The organism is Bifidobacterium sp. RTP21102st3_E2_RTP21102_210122 (assembly GCF_040916945.1).
Taxonomy (GTDB): domain Bacteria; phylum Actinomycetota; class Actinomycetes; order Actinomycetales; family Bifidobacteriaceae; genus Bifidobacterium; species Bifidobacterium longum.
Window position 1 is genome coordinate 18481 of sequence record NZ_JBCPAN010000004.1, and the last position, 21537, is coordinate 40017.

19 protein-coding genes, 2 tRNA genes and 1 pseudogene are annotated in these 21537 nt (G+C 58.8%); 11 read left to right on the forward strand and 11 right to left on the reverse strand.

Annotated elements, in window-relative coordinates; all coding sequences use genetic code 11:
• Window positions 1–32: 32 nt before the first annotated feature.
• Both AB5287_RS05875 and AB5287_RS05880 read left to right on the forward strand, forming a co-directional pair.
• A complete protein-coding gene (locus AB5287_RS05875; RefSeq protein ID WP_007051760.1) occupies window positions 33–599 on the forward strand; it encodes a DUF3566 domain-containing protein in 567 nt (188 codons plus the stop codon).
• 830 nt (window positions 600–1429) lie between these two features.
• A complete protein-coding gene (locus AB5287_RS05880; RefSeq protein ID WP_011068591.1) occupies window positions 1430–2851 on the forward strand; it encodes an ATP-binding protein in 1422 nt (473 codons plus the stop codon).
• Window positions 2852–3227: 376 nt separating this feature from the next.
• Here AB5287_RS05880 and gdhA read toward each other — a convergent pair whose 3' ends face one another.
• Both gdhA and AB5287_RS05890 read right to left on the reverse strand, forming a co-directional pair.
• The gene (gene gdhA, locus AB5287_RS05885) at window positions 3228–4574 is read right to left on the reverse strand and encodes an NADP-specific glutamate dehydrogenase (protein ID WP_007051757.1); all 1347 of its coding nucleotides are present in this window, start codon (window positions 4572–4574) and stop codon (window positions 3228–3230) included.
• A 318-nt stretch (window positions 4575–4892) separates the two neighbouring features.
• Window positions 4893–5327, reverse strand: a complete 435-nt coding sequence (locus tag AB5287_RS05890; protein WP_007051756.1) for an Lrp/AsnC family transcriptional regulator — start codon at window positions 5325–5327, stop codon at window positions 4893–4895.
• A 205-nt stretch (window positions 5328–5532) separates the two neighbouring features.
• On the opposite strand from AB5287_RS05890, the gene AB5287_RS05895 reads away from it, so the two are divergent.
• The gene (locus AB5287_RS05895; RefSeq protein ID WP_174768262.1) at window positions 5533–6879 is read left to right on the forward strand and encodes a pyridoxal phosphate-dependent aminotransferase; all 1347 of its coding nucleotides are present in this window, start codon (window positions 5533–5535) and stop codon (window positions 6877–6879) included.
• Window positions 6880–6893: 14 nt separating this feature from the next.
• On the opposite strand, the gene AB5287_RS05900 is transcribed toward AB5287_RS05895, so the two are convergent.
• On the reverse strand, window positions 6894–7886 hold the full coding sequence (locus AB5287_RS05900) for a DUF5692 family protein (RefSeq protein WP_015512553.1): 993 nt from the start codon (window positions 7884–7886) through the stop codon (window positions 6894–6896).
• Window positions 7887–8398: 512 nt separating this feature from the next.
• Here AB5287_RS05900 and AB5287_RS05905 point away from each other — a divergent pair.
• The 3 genes from AB5287_RS05905 (at window position 8399) to AB5287_RS05915 (ending at window position 9964) form a co-directional block, all read left to right on the forward strand.
• The gene (locus AB5287_RS05905; protein ID WP_223616650.1) at window positions 8399–8743 is read left to right on the forward strand and encodes a hypothetical protein; all 345 of its coding nucleotides are present in this window, start codon (window positions 8399–8401) and stop codon (window positions 8741–8743) included.
• Between the two features lie 13 nt (window positions 8744–8756).
• The gene (locus AB5287_RS05910; protein ID WP_007056529.1) at window positions 8757–9605 is read left to right on the forward strand and encodes a hypothetical protein; all 849 of its coding nucleotides are present in this window, start codon (window positions 8757–8759) and stop codon (window positions 9603–9605) included.
• A 113-nt stretch (window positions 9606–9718) separates the two neighbouring features.
• Window positions 9719–9964, forward strand: coding sequence for a hypothetical protein (locus tag AB5287_RS05915; RefSeq protein ID WP_007051751.1), 246 nt, complete (start codon window positions 9719–9721; stop codon window positions 9962–9964).
• A 356-nt stretch (window positions 9965–10320) separates the two neighbouring features.
• On the opposite strand, the gene AB5287_RS05920 is transcribed toward AB5287_RS05915, so the two are convergent.
• The 4 genes from AB5287_RS05920 to AB5287_RS05935 form a co-directional block, all read right to left on the reverse strand.
• Window positions 10321–10393 (reverse strand) — tRNA-Ala (locus tag AB5287_RS05920).
• Window positions 10394–10435: 42 nt separating this feature from the next.
• Window positions 10436–10509: transfer RNA gene (locus AB5287_RS05925), tRNA-Ile, on the reverse strand.
• Between the two features lie 30 nt (window positions 10510–10539).
• Window positions 10540–10776: a transposase gene (locus tag AB5287_RS05930; RefSeq protein ID WP_368220973.1), complete on the reverse strand. Its 237-nt coding sequence runs from the start codon at window positions 10774–10776 to the stop codon at window positions 10540–10542.
• 490 nt (window positions 10777–11266) lie between these two features.
• Window positions 11267–12865, reverse strand: a complete 1599-nt coding sequence (locus tag AB5287_RS05935) for a PLP-dependent aminotransferase family protein (RefSeq protein ID WP_008783060.1) — start codon at window positions 12863–12865, stop codon at window positions 11267–11269.
• Window positions 12866–13273: 408 nt separating this feature from the next.
• Here AB5287_RS05935 and AB5287_RS05940 point away from each other — a divergent pair, with 408 nt between their 5' ends.
• The 3 genes from AB5287_RS05940 to AB5287_RS05950 all read left to right on the forward strand — a co-directional run bounded on the left by AB5287_RS05940 (window position 13274) and on the right by AB5287_RS05950 (window position 15994).
• Window positions 13274–14599: an aspartate aminotransferase family protein gene (locus tag AB5287_RS05940; protein WP_010081233.1), complete on the forward strand. Its 1326-nt coding sequence runs from the start codon at window positions 13274–13276 to the stop codon at window positions 14597–14599.
• Between the two features lie 136 nt (window positions 14600–14735).
• Window positions 14736–15542, forward strand: a complete 807-nt coding sequence (locus AB5287_RS05945) for a SprT family zinc-dependent metalloprotease (RefSeq protein WP_007054570.1) — start codon at window positions 14736–14738, stop codon at window positions 15540–15542.
• A gap of 86 nt (window positions 15543–15628) precedes the next feature.
• Window positions 15629–15994, forward strand: a complete 366-nt coding sequence (locus AB5287_RS05950) for a gluconokinase (protein ID WP_007051744.1) — start codon at window positions 15629–15631, stop codon at window positions 15992–15994.
• A 258-nt stretch (window positions 15995–16252) separates the two neighbouring features.
• Here AB5287_RS05950 and AB5287_RS05955 read toward each other — a convergent pair whose 3' ends face one another.
• The 3 genes from AB5287_RS05955 to AB5287_RS05965 form a co-directional block, all read right to left on the reverse strand.
• Window positions 16253–17566, reverse strand: coding sequence for an ATP-binding protein (locus AB5287_RS05955; RefSeq protein ID WP_007051743.1), 1314 nt, complete (start codon window positions 17564–17566; stop codon window positions 16253–16255).
• A gap of 234 nt (window positions 17567–17800) precedes the next feature.
• Complete coding sequence (locus AB5287_RS05960; protein WP_007051742.1) at window positions 17801–18280, reverse strand: Dps family protein; 480 nt, start codon at window positions 18278–18280, stop codon at window positions 17801–17803.
• 96 nt (window positions 18281–18376) lie between these two features.
• Window positions 18377–19720, reverse strand: a complete 1344-nt coding sequence (locus AB5287_RS05965; RefSeq protein WP_012472064.1) for a hemolysin family protein — start codon at window positions 19718–19720, stop codon at window positions 18377–18379.
• Between the two features lie 72 nt (window positions 19721–19792).
• On the opposite strand from AB5287_RS05965, the pseudogene AB5287_RS05970 reads away from it, so the two are divergent.
• Window positions 19793–19957: pseudogene (locus tag AB5287_RS05970) on the forward strand (ATP-binding protein); the annotation flags it as partial.
• A gap of 21 nt (window positions 19958–19978) precedes the next feature.
• Here AB5287_RS05970 and AB5287_RS05975 read toward each other — a convergent pair.
• The gene (locus AB5287_RS05975) at window positions 19979–20662 is read right to left on the reverse strand and encodes a carbonic anhydrase (protein WP_007051740.1); all 684 of its coding nucleotides are present in this window, start codon (window positions 20660–20662) and stop codon (window positions 19979–19981) included.
• Between the two features lie 205 nt (window positions 20663–20867).
• Between AB5287_RS05975 and ahpC the strand changes: the two genes are divergently transcribed.
• Window positions 20868–21431 (forward strand): alkyl hydroperoxide reductase subunit C, encoded by a 564-nt coding sequence (ahpC, locus tag AB5287_RS05980; RefSeq protein ID WP_095346634.1) that lies wholly within the window; start codon window positions 20868–20870, stop codon window positions 21429–21431.
• The last annotated feature ends 106 nt before the right edge of the window (window positions 21432–21537 follow it).

Below are 21537 nucleotides of genomic sequence, written 5' to 3' on the forward strand. Positions count from 1 at the left end.
GAGGCTACCGCCAAGCCTGTTAAGGAGAAACGATGAGCGAGAATCTCGAAGACAACGAGCCCCGGATCATACCGCCGGCAGTCGGCAATACGCAGAACGAGCATGTCGAGCCGCTGATCGGTACTGAGCACGCTCCCCGCGTGGCACGCTCCGTGTCCAGCGATCCGGAAGAATCCGCGTTGCCTTCTTCAGGTGCCGCCACTCCCGTGCGTCCGGCACCTCGCCGTAGCGCCCCCAGGGCTCGCCGCATGAGCTTGTCGCTGACCCGCGTGGATGCTTGGTCCGTGGCCAAGGTGACGTTCATGCTGTCCATCGCCGTGGCGATTATTCAGGTCGTTGCCTCCGCGATCGTATGGGTGCTGCTTGATGTGGTCGGTGTATTCAGCCAGATTACGCAGATTGTGTCTTCCACCGGTCTTGATGCAGGCGGTTTCGATCTCAAGAACGTGTTGTCCCTTACCACCGTGGTCTCCGGCGTCACCATCTTCTCGATTGTCGAAGTGGTGATCTTCACTCTGCTGGCCACCATTGCGGCACTGATCTACAACGTGGTCAGCTCTCTGGTCGGCGGTGTGCACGTTACGCTCGGCGACGACTGATATAGCTATACTGACGGAACTCCCCTCAGTGAACCGCACCCCGGTTGTTGGACTGAAGTAATTCAGATTCGATGATCGGAGGTGCGGTTTCTTATGTGTGGGGATCGCAGGCGTCGTTGCTGGGCCGAGACTTGGGACTCCGGCGACGCTGGGGGTGGCAGGCGTCGGTGTTGGGACAGATTTTGTATCTCTGACGACGCTGTGGAGGGCTTATCGTCGTCAGCGGTACAGATCTTGGAGTTCTGCCGACGCTGAGGGTGCGTTCTGTGTCGTATGCGTCCAATTCTTGGCCCTCTGCCGACGCTGGGCACAGCAAGCGTCGTTGCTGGGCCAAGTTTTGGACTGCCGCCGACGCAGAGAATGCACACAGCGGTGTTGGTCTGCCAGCGTGTGGCAGCTTGGCGCCGTTGAGGAAGGTCTATGTGGTGTGGTTCCGCCAAAGGACTGGCAGGTTGGCGCTACTGAGGGGACTTTATGGGCTCTTCCGGTTTTGGCGTGTAGGGGCCGTGCGGTTTCATTCACTTTTTCAATCACACACCGAATCAAACCGCACGGCCCCTACGCACCAAAATGCGAAGAGCCGGTTTCGCTAACTAGTGCCTATATGCCTGCAATCAGGCTGATTTGTGCTGTCAGGCTGGCTGGCGTCAGCGGTTGATCTGCCGATGTTGCTGCTCGTCAGTCTGGACTGTTGGGCTTTCGTTTTGACAGCGGAAGGAAGATCCTCCTCGCGGTAGGGCAACAATTATCAGTATCATAATTAAGGTAATCGTGATTACATTAACCATGATACTCTTATTATTGGGCAGTAGGCGGATCGGAGGGCTGCAATGTTTGTCGCACGAGAGCACGAGTTACAAGTGCTGGAAAAGCTGTTTACCAGCGATTCGTTCGAAATGGTGGTGCTGTACGGTAGACGGCGTGTAGGGAAAACGGCGTTGATCGACGAATTTGTCAAAGATAAACGCGTGCTGTACTTCACGGCCATACAGCAAAGCGCCAAGATGAATCTTGAAGATTTCTCAAGAGCGGCATTGTCGTTCTTTGGTATGCCGGATTCCACCCCGTCGTTTGGCGGGTGGTCTGATGCGTTATCGTTTGTTGCTGAACGTGCTGCACAGACTGACGAACGTATGGTGTTCGTATTCGATGAGTTCCCTTATGCAGCTGCCGCCGAGCCAGCATTACCCTCCATGTTGCAGATAGCAATTGACCATGGATTCCTCGCCACAAAAGTGACGATGATTCTATCCGGTAGTAACGAGGGATTCATGGAAAACGACGTATTGGGGCGTAAAAGCCCGCTATACGGGCGTCGTACAGCACAGATTCGACTCCTGCCATTCGACTATGCGGATGCGGCAAAATTTCTAACGAACACATCTCCGCAAGAACTGGTCCAATACTATGCGACTTTCGGCGGTACGCCATATTATCTGGCCCGTATACAGGAAGCCGATGGCTTTGAATCCAATGTGCTGCGCTTGATGTTCGACAACTTGGGCGTACTGCGTGAGGAACCTATGATGCTGTTGCGTCAGGAGCTTCGTGAACCGGCATCGTATTATTCGATATTGCAATCTATTGCGGGTGGTAATTCCTCGCCAAAGCTTATCGCTGAACATGCGGGTGTCGGATCTGATTCGATTGGAGCATATCTGAAAACGCTGGTCGATTTGCGCTTAATTGAGCGAAAAGTGCCGTTTGGTGAAGATCCGAGTAAATCGCGCAAGGGAATGTATGTGGTGAGCGATCCCTTCTTTGCATATTGGTTCCGCTTTGTGGGGCGCAACATGAGCATTTTGGATGGTAATATCAGCGAGGAGGTTACGAGCAGACTCGCTTTTGGACCAGCGTTTGATACCTATGTTGGTCAACAATTTGAGACGATTTGCCTGCAATGGCTTATTCGAAACAACGCTATGGGCAACCTCCCCTTTGTTGCCACTCAGTTCGGCAAATGGTGGGGCAATGATCCGATTGCTCACGAGCAAACCGATATCGATGTGATTGCTGCGGATTCGCTCGATAAAACGATTCTGTTCGGTGAATGCAAATGGCGTAATTCATTCAACGAAACGGAGGCTATTGAAAAGCTCCATCAGCGTGCTGGCTTAGTCCGCGGCTATCAGGCAGGTAATGCGTGGCTTATGCTGTTCACCAAGAATCCGGTGAGTGAGTCCACGCGAACCCGCTACATGGATGATGAACGAATGGTGTTCGTTTCCGCGGAAGAGTTATACACTGCGTGATGCATTACTGGGTGATTGTGACGCGGTATCTAGAGTCCTGCCGACAGCCACGTGGCAATTACGCCGAATCACGCACCACCAAATCGGTGTTCAGGTGCATCACGCGCGGTGAAGAGACTCCGTTGATGGCTTTGATGACCACGTCGGCCATGGTCCAGCGCGCTGATCCATGTGCTGATCGACGGTGGTGAGTTCCGGGGTTATGGAGGTGGAAGCTAAGTTGTTATCGGGCTTACGTATTTGGGGATAGCACTTGTTGCTCGTTGTACATATAGCAATGCCCTTGCCTCCTCACGGGGAAGCAAGGGCATTACGCTACTGCTTAGTACTGCTTAGTATTGCTCAGCACTGCTCAGCGATTGCTCAGCGGCAAGCGTCACAGCACGCCCTGGGCAACCATGGCGTTGGCGACCTTGACGAAGCCTGCGGCGTTGGCACCGAGCATCAGGTCACCCTCGTGACCGTATTCCTTGGCGGCGGCCAGGGAGTTGGCGACGATTTCTTCCATGATGGACTTGAGCTTGGCGTCGACCTCTTCGAAGGTCCAAGACAGGCGGTAGCTGTTCTGGCTCATCTCCAGGCCGGAGACGGCCACGCCACCGGCGTTGGCAGCCTTGGCCGGGCCGTACAGCACGCCGTTCTTCTGGTAGACCTCGATGGCCTCCGGGGTGGACGGCATGTTCGCACCCTCGACGACCACGGTCACGCCGTTGTCCACGAGCTTCTGTGCGGATTCGCCATCAACCTCGTTCTGGGTGGCGCACGGCAGAGCGATGTCGCCCTTGACGGTCCACACGCCCTTGCTGCCCTCGTGGTACTCGGAGCCCGGAACGCGCTCGGCGTATTCCTTGATGCGGCCGCGCTCGACTTCCTTGATCTGCTTGACGACCTCGACGTTGATGCCGTTCGGGTCGTAGATGTAGCCGTTGGAGTCGGAGACGGTGACGACCTTGGCGCCCAACTGCTCAGCCTTCTGAGCGGCGTAGGTGGCCACGTTGCCGGAGCCGGAGATCACGACGGTCTTGCCCTCGAAGGAGTCGTTGCGCAGCACGCGCAGGGCTTCCTGGGTGTAGTAGCACACGCCGTAACCGGTGGCCTCGGTGCGGGCCAGGGAGCCGCCGAATTCCAGACCCTTACCGGTCAGGACGCCGGAGTACTCGTCGCGGATGCGCTTGTACTGGCCGAACAGGTAGCCGATCTCACGACCACCGACGTTGATGTCGCCGGCGGGAACGTCGGTGAACTGGCCGATGTGGCGGCTCAGCTCAGTCATGAAGGCCTGGCAGAAGCGCATGACCTCAGCGTCGGACTTGCCCTTCGGGTTGAAGTCGGAACCGCCCTTGCCGCCGCCCATCGGCAGCGTGGTCAGGGAGTTCTTGAGAATCTGCTCGAAGCCAAGGAACTTGACGACGGACTCGGTCACGGTCGGGTGGAAGCGTAGTCCGCCCTTGTACGGGCCAATGGCGGAGTTGAACTGGATACGGTAGCCGCGGTTCACCTGAACCTTGCCCTCGTCGTCAACCCAGGCCACGCGGAACTTGATGGTGCGCTCCGGCTCGACGATGCGCTCCAGTACACCGGCCTTCTCGTACTCCGGGTGCTTCTCGACAACCGGCTGCAGGGTCTCGAAGACCTCGCGAACGGCTTGCAGGAACTCCGGCTGATCGCCGTCACGGGCAACGACCTGGTCGTAGACACGCTTGATGTACTCGTCAGTGAGCATGATTCTCCTCGATTTGCTAGGGAATTAAGACGGTTTTATTCTATGCGCGCAGGCCCTTGCTGCATAGAGTCTCGCTCGGATAACGGGAAAGCTATCGGCGTGGTTATGGGGTGGTTCAAGTTTCCGTTTGTTAGATTTTTCGGCGATTGCTGGATGTCTGTCTGTGCGTGAATCGGGTCGAAATGGAAGCTGCATCACACCGAAGGTGCGTTCATATAGTGGACATAAAGGTGGACTTGGGTGATGTCGGATGTGCCCGTTGGGAATCGTGCGCCGTAGGGGCCGAGGTCTTCGGCGCGCAGGTTACCGGGTTCGCGGTCAGTGCGCGAAGTAGGTCTGCAGAATCATCGTGGTCTCGGTGCTTACCGGCACCGTGCGGTGGATGAGATTGAGCAATTCCTCAAGGGCGGTGGGGGAGGCCACGCGTACCACCAGTACGAAGCTGGGGGCGCCGGCCACCGAATAGCAGGAGACGATGCCGTCGATATTGTTCAGCTTGTCCGGAATCGAGGATTCGGCTGAGTAGTCGAGCGGGGTCACGTTGACGAACGCGCTGATGGGCAAGCCGCGCTGCTCTTGGTCGATGATGGCCTTGTATCCCTTGATGATGCCGCGCTTCTCCAGCTTCTGCACGCGCGACTGGGCGGCGGAGACGGACAGTCCGGTCGCCTGGGCCAGTTGCGCGAGCGTGGCGCGGCCGTCGGCCTCCAGCATGGTGAGGATGCGCTGGTCGGTCTCGTCAATCGCGGTCATGGTGTCTTCTCCGTTCGTTGTGCTCTGTGTTCACTGTACCTGTTGCCGGAATGCGATGGCTTTCCGATTTTGCCTGGTAATTTCAGTAGTTCTTCCTGTGTTTTCTGTTGTGTGGTGGAATGTTTACGTTTAAAGTCCTAATTGGATGTAATAATTCCTTCTGAAATAAGAGAACGACGAAATAATTCCATTGAGGAGGGATGATATGCAGAAGTTTTCCAACATGTCTCTGTCCGAAGTTGCATCTGCTGCTGCGCCTGCTGCTATGCCTGCTGCCGGTCGGGTTGCTGTGCCGACCGCCGAGCCCGCGAGCCTGTCCGCCGAAGCCCTGAATATCCCGCGCTCCGGCATCCGAGACGTATTCGACCGTGTAGAGCGCGTGCCTGACGCGATTTCACTGACCGTGGGGGAGCCCAGCGCCACGGCCGCGCCGCATATCGTGGCGGCCGCTTGCGAGGCCGCACAGGCTGGCCGCACTCGGTACACCAACGTGCTCGGCGTCCCCGAATACCGCAAGGCCGTGGCCGATTACTCCGCCCGTGTGAAGGGACTCACTTATGATCCCGAAACCGAGATTCAAGCCGTTGACGGTGCCACGATTGGCCTGTTTCTGGCGCTGAAAGCCGTGGTAGGCACCGGCGATGAAGTGATTATTCCCTCGCCGTTCTTCACTTCCTATGACGCCGAAGTGATGCTGTGCGGCGGCCGCCCGGTCACCGTGGCGCTGCGTCCGGAGCACGGCATGCGCGTGAACGCGGCGGACATCGAAGCGGCGATCACCCCGCGCACCCGCGCCGTAATCATCAACTCACCGGGCAATCCGACCGGCGCGGTAACCTCTGCCGCCGAACTGGCGCGTATTGCCGAAGTATGCAAGCAGCACAATATTTGGGCCATCTCCGACGAGGTTTACCATCCGTTCGTGTTTGGGGAAACGTTCGGGGAAACGCTTGGGGGAGAGGCAGCCGTGGCACCATCGATCGCCGCGGTGCCGGGCATGAAAGAGCGCACCATTGTGGTGGAAAGCCTGTCGAAAACCTATGCGATGACCGGCTGGCGCATCGGCTACCTGCTGGCACCCGAAGCGGTCATCGAACAGACCGGCAAAATCGCCGAACTCATGCACTCCTCGGTGAACTCCTTGGCGCAATACGCAGGCGTGGCAGCACTGGCCGGTCCGCAGGATCATGTGGCCGCCATGCGCGAGGAATACCGCGCCAAGCGCCAGATCGTGCTGGACGGTCTGGCCGGATGCCCGGTATTGCGCTTGATTGAACCGCAAGGTGCGTTCTACGCCTTTGTGGACGTACGCCTGACTGGCCTTGACTCCGGTGAATTCGCAGACCGTCTGCTGGACGAAGAGCACGTGGCCGTGGTCCCCGGCGAGGCCTTCGGCGAGGAGGGGCGCGGCTTCGTGCGCCTCTCCTACGCCGGAGATGCCGGCGAGCTGCGTGAGGGCGTCGCCCGTCTGCGCGCATTCGCCGAACGGGTATGGAACCCCATCACCGGACACCACACCGCCACTTATCACCCCATGGAGGTGTTGGCCTGAGGCTTAAAGCGAGGCTAGGCCGCCAATTCAGACTCGTCGGCGCGAGCGATGGCCTGCTCGTAATCCTTGGTGCCTTTGAACACTTCCTTGGTCCACGGGTTGATGCCCTGCTTCTTGGCGCGTAGCAGGATGTAGCCAAGTGCCAGCACATTGGCCGCCAACGCGATTAACGAGACTGCAAGGTTCACATTCGGATTGTTCACGGACTGGGTGGAGAACATGGAATAGTCCTGGAACATCGGGAACACCTGCGCGAACATGCACCAGATGGCCAGCGTGTTGGCGCGGTTCTGAATCCAACCGCCCTTGTTCCAGAAGAAGTTGGCCACGGTGGGTGCCAGCAGCAGCGCCAGGCCGCAATACCAGGCGTGGGTGGGCAGGCAGTTGTAGGTGTAGCAGAAGTTCCACAGGTCGTAGGCCACGATGAACACCCAGGTCATGTCCGGCCAGAGCATGTCGTCCTTCTTCTTGGAGGCGTAGATGCCGAACCAGCCGGTCATGCAGAAGATGTTGAGCAGGCCGGCCACGCCGTTGAAGACGTTGTGCCAGCCACCGTACAGGGTCACGCCTTCGGTGGAGATCCACGTGGTGCCCCAGCCGCGGATGGCGGATTCGAAGTCGGACACTACGGCAATGAGGATGTTGATGGCCACGATCACGAACGGGAAGCACTTGAACCAGTGCGATTTGCCGATGGATCCCCACTTGTATTTGAGGGCCATGAAACCGATGCAGCCGATGGTGGCCGCGTACAGCTTGGCATAGTGGAACCAGCTGGTCATGTGTACGTAGGTCGGGTTGTTGAGGGCCCAGTCGGCACCCATGGCGGCGGCCGTGTAGATGGTGATGAAGTAGACGGTCAGCACGGCCGGTATGACGAGGAAGGCGATAACGCCACCGGTTTTGGTGCGGCGGGCCAGTTCGTTGGCGCCGATAAGACAGCAGAAGACGAGTATCCATCCGATCCATTGGTAGATGGCGTTGTCGCCGTAGACCTGAAACAGCATAAGCGGTCCTTTCCGTGTGTGCGCTGTGCGCCTCGCAGTCCTCCATTGGGTTGCTGAGACGCCTATAGACGCCGCTATGTTGACGCAGCGTCAATTTCTCTCACGGCACAGTCTAGCCTCAAGTTGACATCGCGTCAAAACAACCGCATTAAGGCTGCCGCGTTTCGTATCGTTACGCGTAGGGGCTGGCTGAGGCGTAATGCTGAAGAGTAACATTGAAGCAATGGCAATCAAGCCGATTTGAGGAAGAGAAGCACACGATGGCGTACTGCGGCCACTGCGGAAATAGAGTTGATAGGCCGGCACGATTTTGCCCGGCATGTGGAGCGTCTGTAGACAGCGCACCGGTTGCGTCTGTACCAGTGCCGGCCGCATCGTCAGCCGTACCGACTGCGTCGATACCGGCACCTGCTGTGCCAGCGCCTTCAGTACCACCATCGATACCAGCCGCGCCGGTTGCCCCATCGGTTTACGCCGCGCCCGCTGCCCCACAGCCGGCACCAACTGCTCCTTTGCCAGCTTTGCCGATTCCCGCTCCTGCCGCATATCAGGCGACTGATGCAACCGCCGTCCTGGCACCGCCGCGCAAATCCAGCAAGAAGCTGATCGCCGTTCTCTGCGCATTGCTTGCGACGATTCTGGTGGCGGCCTTGGCATTCATCGTCCCCAACTTCACCGCCGTCAAAGCGATGCTGGGCTTCCAGCCCACCAATCCGCTGGTCGTCACCTTCGACGCGATCAACTCGCTGTCCACTCTGCGCAGCACCAAATACGAACTCAGAACCCACAGCAGCACTGACGACTCCCTTGACGCGCGGATGTCTGGCATGTATTCGCTGGGGCAAAACCACCAATGACTCCTCCGCGTCTGTGACCATCAAGACAGATGAACAGGCAACAACCCTCGCTTGGCACAAAGGCGCATTCGCCGGGAAAAACGTTTGGTATGATGACGACCCCTACTACATCTACTACCCGGCCGACCAATATGAAGATGACTTAAGGAACGGCGTTGGTAGTGATGTGGCGGACTTGATATTGAACGTCAAGGATGCGTTGGTCAAGAACGGTGCTTGGGACATCACCGGCGCGGAGCGAACGTTCTACGATCAGCTGGACAAGATGAACGACGATGGGTACTCGAACGACATCGACCGGGCCAAGGGCACGAAAACGTCTGCCGAGGTGAAGGCCGAGGCCAGCAAATTCATCCAACAATATCTCGGCGTGGAGCTGGAAGATAAGAATGTGCGCAGCCAGCTGTTCCCGAATACATCGTCTGCCAAGTCTGCCGGCAACACGCAGCTCTCGTATCAAATCGATGTCAAGGCATTGGCCCAGCACTTTGTGAATTACTGGATCAGCCATGAAGCGCAGTATCCGCATCTGAAATCATGGGTGATTCAGCAGATCGAGGATACCGGTGTGGGCGATGCTGAAGGCGAGTACCGTCAGGCGCTCGACAATGTGCGCAACTGGGACTTCGGCACGGATGAAGAGCCGGATATGCCGACTATCACCGTGGATCTGAACTACGGCAGGAAGCGTCTGATGAGCTCGATTGCCGTAAGCGTGTCCGGCAAGGACGAATACGGCGACTCCTACAAAGGTTCGCTGTCGTTGACGCTCAGCCAGCAGAACGCGGTGTCTGTGGACGACCCCGATTTGACTGATACGGTGAGCAAAGCCAAGGACAACAACGAGCTGGATCTGTCTTGAGCAGAATCAGAATGTGCGGAACGCCGTGAACAGATCATCGACGTGACGTCGCATGTGATTCACAGAACGGGTTTTGGGGCTTTTCCGTTCGTCAGGTAGCCGAAGCATGCGGATTGACCGAGCCGGCGGTCATATACCATTTCAAGAACAAAGTCGGCTTGCTGATTGCCGTGCTGGAGCATCGTGATCGGGAAGACATGGCTACGTTTGCCCATTCTCTTGGCGTTGAACCTGAGGATATGTGGAGCGGCAACGCGCAGTTCGGCATTCGTGATATCTGTGCTGCCCTTATGGAGCGCAATGCGGCTCAGCCAGAGATGGTGCGGTTGTATATACCGTGCTACAAGGCGAATCGTTGAACGAGCATCATCCTGCCTATGAGTATTACCAAAAACGAGAACATCGCGTGATGGACACCTTAACCCGAGCAGTCGAGCGTGACGGTTTGGCAGATCCTCGTCGCGAGGCGCGGACTGCTTTGTCGATGATGAACGGCATTCGGGTCCGTTTGGCTCAGGGATCGGGCATCGGTCGATTTAGTGGCCGATTGGAATGCCTATGCCGACTTCCGGTGGCCTCGACAGTCGTGAGGCAATAAGACTTTTCTCGTGAGATACGCTATCGGCGTGTCGTCATCTTTTTGTTGCAATACGCAGAAAATGCAAGAACAAAAACCCTTGGAATCGGACTGATTCCAAGGGTTTTGTTGTGTCTGTGGAGCTAGCCGGGTTCGAACCGGCGACCCTCTGCTTGCAAAGCAGATGCGCTACCAGCTGCGCTATAGCCCCGTGAGAAAAAAAGAGCGGCTCGCGGCCGCTTCATTTTTCCTGTGGGCCCGGGAGGACTTGAACCTCCGACCTCATCCTTATCAGGGATGCGCTCTAACCAGCTGAGCTACGGGCCCGATCCATACGCTTCAAAAGCGCACAAGTGATTACAATACCATTGAACGGCGGTATGTCAATAACGGCGTGTCGCGATTGTCGCTTGCGCCATGATTGCCGGCGCAGCGGAGCATGACGAGTGCGATGAGGCTGTTCGCGTGGTGGAAGCCGTAGGCCATGCGGATGGTGACCTTGATCCTGTTGTCGGACGCCTCGAGCCTGGCGTTGGAGTAGCCCAGCTCGATGGTCCTGAGGATGTCGGGCCACGACGGCGAATCTTCCGGGATGGCTTGCCGCTCTCGTACAACTGCACGATCTGCCGTTTGAACGCCTCGTCGTAGTGGCGGGGATGTTTCGGGTCGGCCATCGTCGGCCTCCAATCTCATGTCATTCGTCCCTCATCGGACTGTCTAATACGTTGTAGCCAATCCACGGCGTCACATCGTCAGGCTGTCCGGGTCGAGGAGGAAATCGTAGACGCTCATCGTGAGGATGCCGTGCTCGTCGCGGACGGGTTTGACCACGTCGCGTACGAGGACGATCTTCTGGAAGCTGTCGTCGATCTCGAGCAGCGAGGCTTCTCCTGCGCGACCTTCTCCGGTGTGGGCAGTTGGTACGCGGATTGGTCAGGGCGCCGATGGAGGAGGCCAGCACGTCGACCAGGTCGTCGAGCTCCTGCGACCTGCGCAGCCCGTTGCGCATGCGCAGCAGCCCGTTGATCACCCCGTACAGACGGGGCGGCTCCTCGCCGCGCGTACGAACGCAGTTCATGAAGAATTACGAGTGATTCGTCGAAGTCTTCGGCGTTACGGCCGCCGCCTGAGCCAGGGCGGCGGCCACTTGTTCGTTGACGGCTCCCTGCTGTGCGATGGTGACGCGGATGCCTCGACTGGCATGCGCGTCCACGCCCGCACCGGCCCCCGCGTCGGCTCCGGTGGCGTCGGCGCTGATACGCAGGCTCGGCAGGAACGGCTTGCCGGCGGCCACACGGATGCCCTGTTCGGCCAGCAGTCGCAGCGCCGCCGGCTCGTCGCGCACCGGAATCCACAGATTCAGTCCGTCACCGGTATGCACGTCCAAACTTTGACGCAGCAGCAGCGCGTGCATCGTCTTTTGCCGGGTGGCGTAGATATGCCGGGCGTTGGTCACCGTGTGGAACGCCTCTTTGTCGGCCAGCATTTCATACAGAATCTCTTGCAGGAACCGGCTCACCCATCCCGATCCCAAGCGTCGTTGGGCGATAATCGCCTCCACGGCATCCTCCGGCCCAGACAGCGCAGCCAAGCGCAGATCCGGCCCGTGCGACTTCGAAAAACTGCGGATATGCACCACGTGTTGCGGCAATCGTTGCGCCAACGATGTCGCATACGCATTGGCCACATCGCCACTGTGATCGTCTTCCACAATCAGCGGCATACCAACGCCATTCGGGTAGTGCGCGAGCAGCACGTCCGCCAAAGCGTCGATGCGTTGCGGGCTGAAGCTGGCCCCGGTAGGGTTCTGGGCGCGCGGCTGCAGCAGGATCATACTGACCTGATGGCCGCCGTGCGGCACCGCCAGACGCTGCGATTCCAGCATGGTCAGCGCACGGTCGAGTGCGTCGGGCAGCATACCGAACCCGTCCATCGGCACGCCGAACGCCATCGCGCCATGTGCCTCGATCATGTCGAGAATCAGCGGATATTCCGGTGCCTCGGTAATCACAAAATCACCCGGCTGAACAAAAGCGTTCATGGTGTGCGCCAAACCGTCGCCCGCGCCGGATGCCATAGTCATCGCCTCCGGCTCATACGGCCAGTTGCGTCGCAAAATCTGTTCCAGCATGGGCAGGATGGTCGGCCCGTCGTATGAATTGACGAATGCCTTGTGCGTGCCGAGCTTGCCGAGAAACGGGCGGATGTCCGGCAGCAGCGAAAGGTCCGGCGTGCCCTTGGACAGGTCGATAATCGGTCGGTCCGGCGCGGTGGCCGGGGCTTCGGCCAGCAAGTCGCCGGCATCGTAGCGATGCGTGCGCGACTGCCGCAGTACGAATGTTCCGGCGCGCCCGCGGGAGCGCAGTATGCCGGACCTGGCGAGGGCATGGTAGGCACTGGAGACGGTGGCCGGACTGGTGCGTAGCAGTCGGGCGAGATCGCGTACGGTGGGCATGCGCTGGCCTTCCGCAAGTATGCCGGAGGAGGTCAGCGAGGTGACCGATTCGACGATGCGTTGCGGGGTGGCCGTCGCCTCGGTGGTGAGGATGAGTGAGGATAACTGGCCGGCATCAACGGCCAGGTCGTCGGTGGAACGCAGGGGAGCGGCCGTAATGCTTGGCTCATCGTTGTAGCCGACGGCATGTGCGGTTGTTGATGCGGTTGATGGCGATGGCGTATCCATGATCTGCCTCCCGGATCTTGGCGGCGAGCGTGATGAGCGCGCGTCTGCGTGAATGTTGCCGATTGCCGCCGGCTGATGATCGATGGCGGTTGCCGGCTTGTTGCTGGCTGCTTGACTGCCGATAGTAACGGTCACTGTGGCAACGGTAGTCAAATGTTAGCGCCGCATTGTGCAATGAGTATGTTTTTGAATAACATAAACATTACATAATCTGGATACAATTATTGTTCTTGTTCCTATGTTTCAAAATGATTTCGTATTCGCCACTACTGTAACATTATTAAATGTTCGAGTTTGACGCGAAATGTTCAACTCTCATAATGACATTCACAGCGCGTTGCTGCCCTGACCCGATCCACGGGAGACGGCATCGGGCACTTCGAGAAAATATCGAGGAAAGGACACATCATGGGGCATGATCTTTCGCAGGATGCGGAAATCTGGGACGACGCTTACAAGCTGGACCGCGCACACGTATTCCATTCGTGGCACGCACAGCGCAACCTGGATCCCACTGAAGTGGTAACCGGTCACGGCGTGTGGCTGAAGTACGGCGACGGCCGTGAAATGCTCGACTTCACCAGCCAGCAGGTCAACGTCAACATCGGCTACCAGCACCCGAAGGTGATCGAGGGCATCAAGAAGCAAGCGGAACTCCTGTGCACCGTCGGACCTGACTACGCGAACCTAGCCCGTGGCCGCGCCGCCTCCCTGGTGGCCCGCCGCGCTCCGGAAGGCTTCGACAAGGTGTTCTTCACCAACGCTGGCGCCGACGCCAATGAAAACGCGATGCGCGCCGCCCGCCTGTTCACTGGCCGCGACAAGATTCTGTCTTCCTACCGCTGCTACCACGGCAACACCGGTGCGGCCATCAGCGCCACCGGTGACTGGCGCCGTAAGCCCAACGACTACTCTCGCGGCCACGTGCACTTCTTCACCCCGTACCTGTATCGCTCCGAGTTCTCCGCAACCACCCAGGAAGAGGAGTGCGAGCGTGCGCTGGCTCACCTCGAGCACGTGATCCAGTTCGAGGGCCCGGACACCATCGCCGCCGTGCTGCTCGAATCCGTGCCGGGCACCGCAGGCATCATCATTCCGCCCAAGGACTACTTCAAGGGCGTGCGCGAGATCACCAAGAAGTACAGCATCCTGATGATCACCGACGAGGTCATGGCCGGCTTCGGCCGCACCGGCTTCTGGTTCGCACTCGACGACTACGACTACACGCCGGACATCATCTCCTTCGCCAAGGGCTGCAACTCCGGTTACGTGCCCGCCGGCGGCGTGATTATGAGCGACCCGGTGGCCCACCGCTTCGACGACATCGTCTTCCCCGGCGGCCTGACCTACTCCGGTCACCCGCTGGCCATGGGCGCCATCGTGGCCACCCAGGAAGCCATGGAAGAGGAGCACATCGTCGACAACGCCTACACCATCGGCAAGGACGTGCTCGGCCCGCAGCTCACCGCTCTGTACGACAAGCACCCGAAGATCGGCGAGGTTCGCGGCAAGGGCGTGTTCTGGGCCGTGGAAATGGTTGCCGACCGCACCACCAAGGAGCCGCTGGACGACGCCACGATGAAGCAGATCGTGGCCGAAGGCGACAAGCGCGGCCTGATTCTCGGCGTGCACAACAACCGCATCCACGTCACTCCTCCTTGCGTCATCTCCGCCGACGAGGCGACCCAGGGCGTCGAGATCCTCGACCAGGTGCTGACCGCGGCCGGTTGCTGATTGGGTGACTCAATGGCTCGGTGACGGTTTGTAGCCGTTGCCGACAGCACCGTTCATTGCTGATGGCGGCCCGTTCGGAACGTTAGGTTCCGGGCGGGCCGCCATCGTTGTCCGCCGTTGTGCGAGAATGACTTGCGTGCCTTATCGCCGTCGTCAATCCACCGCTCCGAAGTCCGGTGCGCCGAAATCCGTTCGGTCCGCTGCCGCCGGGCAGTCGTTGGATATTGATGGCATCCATCTGCACCTGACGCGCAAACCCATCAAAAACCTGTATCTGCGCATCAAACCGCCGAGCGGCCGCGTCGAAATCTCCGCACCGATGCGGATGAGCGAGAGTCGCATTGCGGATTTCGTCAAAGAGCGACATTCGTGGATTCTCGCCCAGCAGCAGCGCATGGCTGAGGCGCAACGGCGCTCCATCATGGCATTGAACGAGGGCGCCGGCTTCGAGAACGGAGGTCGTGGTGTAGCTGGTGCCAGCGGCCATGATGGAGGCGTTGCCGGTCGTCCGAAAACCGGTGATATCAGTCGTCCGGGAATTGGTGACGCCGGGCCAGGCCAAGCCGGTACGAATGTCCAACCGTATTTTGACCGCTCCCAAATCTGGACCGACGAACGCAAACGACAAGCGGCGGCCGCGATCAACGCCGCGTTGCCACAGCTGCTGGCCAAGTGGGGGCCGGTCGTCGGCCGGCAGCCCACGCATATCACGCTACGGGTCATGACCTCGCGCTGGGGATCGTGTACACCGCGAACCGGCCGCATCCGTCTGAACCTTCAATTGGGACTGATGGAACCGCAATTCCTGGAATACGTCTTGGTCCATGAGATGACGCATTTGTGGGAAAGCGGCCACGGTGCCGGATTCCAGCGCCGCATGACCGCCTACCTACCCGGCTGGAAGACGCTGCGCCGCGACCTCAACCGCCGCGTGGTGCTGTGACGATGACGGGTCAGGCTTCAGTGCCGGCGATGTGGCTGATGGCCTGATCGGATTCGTTCGCATGGTCCGAATGCGCCACCATCTCGATGGCCGCCGGACACCCGCTCACCGACGAAGACCGCTGGCCTTGGCTCGACACCATCGCCGCGTGGATCGACGAGCGCGTGGCCGCCGGCGAGCCCGCCGTGGTCACCTGCTCGGCGTTGAAGAAGATCTACCGCGACAAGCTGCGCCGTCAAGGCGTGGTGTTCGTCTACATGCAGGGCACATTCGACGAGGTGATGGAACGCCTTTCCCACCGCCAAGGCCACTTCATGAAGCCGAGCATGCTGCAATCCCAGTCCGACATTCTCGAAGAGCCGGGCGATGACGAAATTCACGTCAACGTACACATCGGCCAGGCCGATCCCGAACACGAGGCCATGGCCGTGGCCGGTGCCCTCGGCCTGTGAGCCATCTCTCGGCTCCCCTTAGTCTCACTTCGCCACACGTGCGGCGCATCGACGAACTCGAACGGCGCATCAGCGAACTTCAGCTGGAGCTGAAGCAGTGTGAAGGCCAGCAAGGGCGAACCGGATCGGTCCAAACGGGCTACTCAGGCCGACCAGCCCAGCCAGTCCGTTCAGACCGACCTAACTGATCAGAGCGGGCCCTCTGACCAGTCCGAACCATCTGACCGACATGTACTTGTTGACTAAGTGTGCGGCCCGTCATTCGTTATGGAACATGCCGGCCATGTATACAGGCAGGTAGGTTACATTCCCTTCGACTGAGACGTTGCACGGGCCAAGCACATAGCCTGTATTGAGATGGTATTCAGGGTGGGCGAGCACGTTGTCCATTGCGCGATGGCGTTTGTAGGATTTGCCGGACTTCACCTCAATCGGCAGCACGTGATCGTTGCGGTCTTGGATGAGGAAATCGAGCTCGCCAAGCTTCTTACTGTTGTAGTAGTACAGGTCAAATCCGTGAGCGCGTAGCTCTTGGGCCACCGCATTTTCATAGATTGAACCGTAGTTGATATCAGGGTTGCCGTCGAGTACGTCGAGCGCGGTTTTCTTGAGAAACGAGCCGGTAAGCAGACCCACGTCGTTGTAAAAGAGTTTGAAGAGGTTACGTTCCTTGCTCATCTCCAACGGTGTGCACGGTTCGTCCACGTTGTACGCGGCGACGGCTACATCCGCATTGACCAGCCAATCGAAATCGGAAGCAACCGATTGGAATCTCATGTTCTTTTCGATTTTGGCGAAGGTGAAGCGCTTGTTTGGGTTATTTAACTCGCTGGGCACCAAATCGTAGATAGCGCGGATATGCAGCCGGTCTTCTTTGCGCGCGTATTGGCTGATATCGCGGCGATATTCACGCTTTATGTTCTCTTGTATAGTGCGCACGTCCGCAACGCTGCCGTTTGCCACGAACGAGTCGACTGCGGCAGGCATGCCGCCGATGACCAGATATTTGGAGTATAGCTCCATGAGCCTTTGATGAATGAACTCATCCACTTCCTGGTGCTTGGCAAAGCATTCGGCAAGCATATCGAATACGTCGTTGCCGATATGCTGCGACCAGCAGAACTCTTGGAAATCCAGTGGATACATATCCAGCTCGGTCAGGTACCCGACCGGTACCGAGCGTATATCTTCGAGCTCGACTCCAAGTAGCGAGCCGGAAAGCGCGTAATCGAACCGACCATCATCTACAAGGAACTTAATTGCGGTGACCATTTCCTTGCAACGCTGGACCTCGTCAAAGAAAATCAGGGTTTTGCCGGGTACTAATGGCGTATTTACGGCCAGTTCCAGCCTCATCAGTAGGTTTTTGGCATCGCGGGGCCGATCGAATAATGCAACGAGGTCAGGGTTCTCGATGAAATTGAGCTCGGCGATATGGTCGTAATGCTGTTGGGCAAAGTGCCTGATGATATAGGTTTTGCCAATCTGACGGGCTCCGGTGACCAGCAGTGCAGTGCGTTTCGGCGCGGATCTCCAAGCTTCCAGCTGTGTCTCGATTTTTCTTCGCAGCATGAGAATCTCCAGTCATTTGTAGGCCTTGCATCTATGCTGGGCACGTTTTCCAACTGTTTATAGCGCATATTTTACACTTTTCCAACCATAAGAATGCGGTTTTGGCTACGTTTTCCAACCTCAAAATGGGGAGTTTTATACACTTTTCCAACTTATGTATGTGGAGACTCTCTATTTCACGTGAAACGAAAGTGGCTCCCCTCTTTGAGGGGAGCCACGGAATACTGCTTTTACTTATGCCAGGTGAGAGCGCATGAACCACTGGAACTTTTCGAGTTCCTGCACGTGGTCCTGGATGATGTTGGAGCTGATCACATCCAGCTCGTCCAGCTCGGCGATGGCCTTGCGGTCGTCGGCGATGAAGGCGTCATAGTACTCGATCAGCGCCTTGAGATACTCCTCGGTGCCCACGCGGCCCTCGGCGTCGAACGACTTCCACGTGCGGTTGCGCACGATGGCGTCCGCGCGGCCGTCCGGGGTGCCGCCCAGAGTGGCGATGCGCTCGGCGGTCTCGTCGGCCTGAGCCAGCACGGCCTCGACCTCGGGGTCAAGCATCTCGTGAACGGCGATGAAGTTCGGGCCGGTCACGTTCCAGTGTGCGTGCTTCAGGACCAGAGCGGCCTCCTGCTCCTGGCTCAGTCGGTTCTGTAGGATGGCGATGGCCTTCTCACTGGCCGCTTCATCAAGGCCCGGCACAACAAACGCAAGTGTCATAATGTTCCTTCTTTCAGTAGGTGGAACCTGTCCATATAATTCTACGATTTTTGGTTATGCCCCGGGCCGAACGAATAGGTGGTGAATATCACGCGACTATTTGGCATCGTCGCTTTGTGATTCGGCCGGCAGCGGCGCATGGTCCGGGGCGCCGGCTTTGCGGACTTCGATGGTTTCGATGCGGCGGCCATCCACCTTGGTGACGACCATGTTGTAGCCGTCGTCGGAATGCAGCACGTCGCCTACCGCTCCCATCTTGCCGGTCTTGGACAAGAAGTAGCCGGCGACCGTCTCGTACGGGCCGTCCTCCAATTCGATGCCGGTCAGATCGGCGAAGTCCTCAATGGTCATGCTGGCCTCGATCGTGGCCACGCCATTGACGAACGCGGTGCGGGTGGTGCGTTCGCCGCCCTTCTCGCTGGGCAGATCGTACTCATCGCGAATATCGCCCACAAGCTCCTCGGTCATATCCTCAAGCGTCACGATGCCGTCCGTGCCTCCGTACTCGTCGATGACCACGGCCAGATGGATGCCGCGCTTACGCAGCAGTTCCAGGCTCGGCAGCAGCTTGGAGGTGCCGGGCAGGGAGATGCCTTCGCGCACCACATCGCGCACGATCTTGGCGTTCGGATCGCGCACGTCCAGCAGATCGCGCACATGCACGAAGCCGATCACGTCGTCGAAATCCTTGCCGGTCACCGGGTAACGGGAGTACGGCTGATCGCGTACGAACGCGGCGGCCTCGGCCAAGGGCTGGTCGCCCTCGATGAAGACCACGTCGGCACGCGGGCGCATCACCTCGGCGACGATGGTTTCGGACGCGTCGAACACATCGTCCAGAATCGTGCGTTCGTCCTTGGAGAGGTTGGTGTTGGAGCTGACCAGCACGCGCAGCTCGTCGTCGGACACCTCGGACTCGGTCTGCTGCGGGTCGAAGCCGAGCAGGCGGACGATGCCGTTCGTGTTCTTGCCGATGAGCCAGATGATCGGGCGGCAGACGGCGGCGAAGGCGTCGATGGCGGGCACCACGGCGCGCGCGATCTGCTCGGTGCGCTGCATGGCGATGCGCTTGGGCACCATCTCGGAGATCACGATGGAACAGTAGGAGATGATGAGGGTCAGGATGATGTTCACCAGGCCGCCGGCGATGCCGGGGTGCACGCCCCAGCTTTCGACCGCCGGAATCAGGTAGGGGGCGATGGAGGAGGCGCCGAACGAGGCGGACAGGAAGCCGGAGAGCGTCACGCCGATCTGCACGGTGGACAGGAAGGTGTTCGGGTCACGTGCGATTTTGGCGACTTTGGCGCCGCGAGCGTCCTCCTGCTCCATTTGCTCGATCTGCGAGCCGCGCAGAGAGACCAATGCCAACTCGGTGCCGGAGAACACGGAACCGATAACGAGAAATACAAAAATCAGGAGGATGTTCAAACCAAGTGACATGGCTTCAACTCTAGGGGAGTGGCACGTCAAATTGGGGTGTGCTGGCTGGGCAGTAAGAAACTCGGCAAAGGGAAGGGCACTCTTATCATTACCGCGGACGACGTGTCGACCGGTGTTTCCGATGCGTTGCTCGCCTTCGACGATGCCGTATGCGTTCCAGCGCTGGACGGCATTACTAGTGCAGAGAGGCTGTTTCTCGCGGCTATGGCCAAGGATTCGCCAAATCCCACGCAGGTGGCGATATTGCGGATCGCACGCTCAGAAGCTCAGCACTTCCACTTTGCCGGAATCGAGCTGATAGCGGGCGCCGACGATCATGAGCTTGTCAGCGGCGAGGGCCTGCTGGATGACAGGAGACTGCTCCACCAAAGTTTCAATAATGTGGGCCACATGCACGCGCTCGATATCTTCATGCGCGTCGAGCTCGGCTTCGCGCGCCTGCCAGACGGACATGCCGGCCTGGCGCAGAATAATCGATTCGGCGGCGGCGATGTGCTCGTCGAGGTCGTCCATCGCATCCGCGGCCTCCAGTGAGCCGTCGGCTTCGGAAGTGATGGTGTGCATCAGGTCGTCCAGCTCCTGCTCGGCGGCCTCGATTGCGCCGCAGTGCTCGTGACCGAGCACACAGATCAGGCTGACGTGCAGTTTCTTGACCGCGTACTCCAGCGAGGCGATAACCGCGCTATCGATGAGTTGCCCGGCGGTGCGCACGGTGAACAGGTCGCCCAGGCCCTGATCAAAAATGATTTCCGGAGGTACGCGCGAGTCCGAGCAGGAGAGCACCGCGGCATCCGGGTTCTGGCCATCAAGCAGCGTCTGGCGGGTCTCCTTGTCCTGCCATGGGTGGTCGGGCTTGCCCTCGGCAAAGCGCCGGTTGCCTTGCAGCATGCGGCTCCACGTTGCGTTTGCGGTCGATTCCTGTTCAAAGTCTGACTGAGCCATGAAACCTCCATTATCAGCGGGCTGCTGATTGCCATATTAGCGAGTATTCGCGCATAGTCGTGATTGGGGCAACGGCCATTTGGGCACAAGGGTTGCGGGTGGTGTGATAAGGCTCATACGTTACACCCGCGCGAGCCGTGGCTCACCACATTACGATAGGTGGTGGTAAACGCTTGAAGATTAACAATTCCCGAAAGGACCGATGATGACTCTTCTGCAGCATGAACTGACCGATTTCAAGGTGAACGCATTCCAGAACAACGAGTTCCACGAAGTGACCAAGGACGATGTGCTCGGCCACTGGTCCCTGTTCTTCTTCTACCCGGCCGACTTCACCTTCGTGTGCCCCACCGAGCTTGAAGACCTGGCCAAGAACTACGCCAAGTTCAAGGAAATCGGCTGCGAGATCTACTCCGTCTCCTGCGACACCCACTTCGTGCACAAGGCCTGGCACGACGCCAACGAGAAGATCGCCAAGATCGAGTACCCGATGCTTGCCGACCCGACCGCCCTGCTGGCCAAGGATCTCGACACCTACAACGAGGCCGATGGCGTGGCCGAGCGTGGCGACTTCATCGTGAGCCCGGAGGGCAAGGTCGTGGCCTACGAGGTCATCTCCTCCAACGTGGGCCGCAACGCCGAGGAGCTGCTGCGCCGCGTGCAGGCCTCCCAGTTCGTCCACGAGCACGGCGACCAGGTCTGCCCCGCCAACTGGACCCCTGGCGAGGAAACCATCGAGCCCAGCCTCGACCTCGTCGGCCAGCTGTGATCGACACTGAATAGGCGGTAACCTTGGCTCCCCTCTCTGAGGGGAGCTGTCGCTGAAAGCGACTGGGGGGAGTGCTCGCGAGAGCTAGCCTGATCCGATATGCTCC

Coding starts and splice junctions, on each gene's coding strand:
- AB5287_RS05875 (WP_007051760.1), top strand. CDS start 33: ATGAGCGAGAATCTCGAAGACAACGAGCCCCGGATCATACCGCCGGCA.
- AB5287_RS05880 (WP_011068591.1), top strand. CDS start 1,430: ATGTTTGTCGCACGAGAGCACGAGTTACAAGTGCTGGAAAAGCTGTTT.
- gdhA (WP_007051757.1), bottom strand. CDS start 4,574: ATGCTCACTGACGAGTACATCAAGCGTGTCTACGACCAGGTCGTTGCC.
- AB5287_RS05890 (WP_007051756.1), bottom strand. CDS start 5,327: ATGACCGCGATTGACGAGACCGACCAGCGCATCCTCACCATGCTGGAG.
- AB5287_RS05895 (WP_174768262.1), top strand. CDS start 5,533: ATGCAGAAGTTTTCCAACATGTCTCTGTCCGAAGTTGCATCTGCTGCT.
- AB5287_RS05900 (WP_015512553.1), bottom strand. CDS start 7,886: ATGCTGTTTCAGGTCTACGGCGACAACGCCATCTACCAATGGATCGGA.
- AB5287_RS05935 (WP_008783060.1), bottom strand. CDS start 12,865: ATGGATACGCCATCGCCATCAACCGCATCAACAACCGCACATGCCGTC.
- AB5287_RS05940 (WP_010081233.1), top strand. CDS start 13,274: ATGGGGCATGATCTTTCGCAGGATGCGGAAATCTGGGACGACGCTTAC.
- AB5287_RS05950 (WP_007051744.1), top strand. CDS start 15,629: ATGGCCGCCGGACACCCGCTCACCGACGAAGACCGCTGGCCTTGGCTC.
- AB5287_RS05955 (WP_007051743.1), bottom strand. CDS start 17,566: ATGCTGCGAAGAAAAATCGAGACACAGCTGGAAGCTTGGAGATCCGCG.
- AB5287_RS05960 (WP_007051742.1), bottom strand. CDS start 18,280: ATGACACTTGCGTTTGTTGTGCCGGGCCTTGATGAAGCGGCCAGTGAG.
- AB5287_RS05965 (WP_012472064.1), bottom strand. CDS start 19,720: ATGTCACTTGGTTTGAACATCCTCCTGATTTTTGTATTTCTCGTTATC.
- AB5287_RS05975 (WP_007051740.1), bottom strand. CDS start 20,662: ATGGCTCAGTCAGACTTTGAACAGGAATCGACCGCAAACGCAACGTGG.
- ahpC (WP_095346634.1), top strand. CDS start 20,868: ATGACTCTTCTGCAGCATGAACTGACCGATTTCAAGGTGAACGCATTC.